A 1230-nucleotide genomic window follows, 5' to 3' on the forward strand; every position below is an offset into this window, starting at 1 on the left:
GCCGATGAACAACTGACGCGGACGGCCAATCTTCTGCTCCGGATCGGCAATCATCTCGTTCCATTGCGCGATCCAGCCCACCGTACGCGCCATCGCGAAGATGCAGGTGAACATCGACGTCGGGATGCCCAGCGCGCGCTGCACGATGCCCGAGTAGAAATCGACGTTCGGATACAGCTTGCGCGACACGAAGTATTCGTCTTCCAGCGCGATCTTTTCGAGCTCCATCGCGAGCTTGAAGAGCGGATCGTCGTGCAGGCCGAGTTCGTTCAGCACTTCGTAGCACGTCTCGCGCATCAGCTTCGCGCGCGGGTCGTAATTCTTGTACACGCGGTGACCGAAGCCCATCAGCTTCACGCCCGAGTTCTTGTCCTTCACCTGCTTGATGAACTCAGGAATGTTGTCGACGGAACCGATCTCTTCCAGCATGTTCAGCGCCGCTTCGTTCGCGCCGCCGTGCGCCGGGCCCCACAGACACGCGATACCCGCCGCGATACACGCGAACGGATTCGCGCCCGACGAACCCGCGAGACGCACCGTCGACGTCGACGCGTTCTGCTCGTGGTCCGCGTGCAGAATCAGGATGCGGTCGAGCGCGCGCACGAGCACGTCGTTGACCTTGTACTCTTCGCACGGGTTCGAGAACATCATGTGCATGAAGTTCGCGCTGTACGACAGCTCGTTCTTCGGATACACGAACGGCTGGCCGATGCTGAACTTGTACGCCATCGCAACCAGCGTCGGCAGCTTGGCGATCATGCGGATCGCCGAGACTTCACGATGACGCGGATCGTTGATGTTCAGCGAGTCGTGATAGAACGCCGACAGCGCGCCGACCGCAGCGGTCAGCACGGCCATCGGGTGTGCGTCGCGACGGAAGCCGCGGAAGAAGAAGTGCATCTGCTCGTGCACCATCGTGTGACGCGTGACCGTGTCGACGAATTCCTTGTTCTTTGCTTCGGTCGGCAGTTCGCCGTTCAACAGCAGGTAGCAGGTTTGCAAAAAGTCGACGTGGGTCGCGAGGTTTTCGATCGGATAACCGCGATACAGCAGCTCGCCCTTATCGCCGTCGATATAGGTGATCGCGGAATTGCACGACGCCGTCGACATGAAGCCCGGGTCATACGTGAACTTGCCGGTCTGACCGTACAACTTGCGGATGTCGATCACGTCCGGGCCCATCGTGCCCTTGTAGATCGGCATTTCGACGCTCGGCGAGTTGTCGCTGAA

General features: G+C 60.0%; 1 protein-coding gene. It reads right to left on the reverse strand.

Annotated features, from left to right (window positions below):
* Positions 1 to 1230, reverse strand: a 1230-nt coding sequence (gene gltA, locus AWB76_RS38635) for a citrate synthase (protein WP_063936461.1), incomplete at both ends; no start/stop codon positions are given.

It is taken from the genome of Caballeronia temeraria, from assembly GCF_001544795.2.
Classification (GTDB): domain Bacteria; phylum Pseudomonadota; class Gammaproteobacteria; order Burkholderiales; family Burkholderiaceae; genus Caballeronia; species Caballeronia temeraria.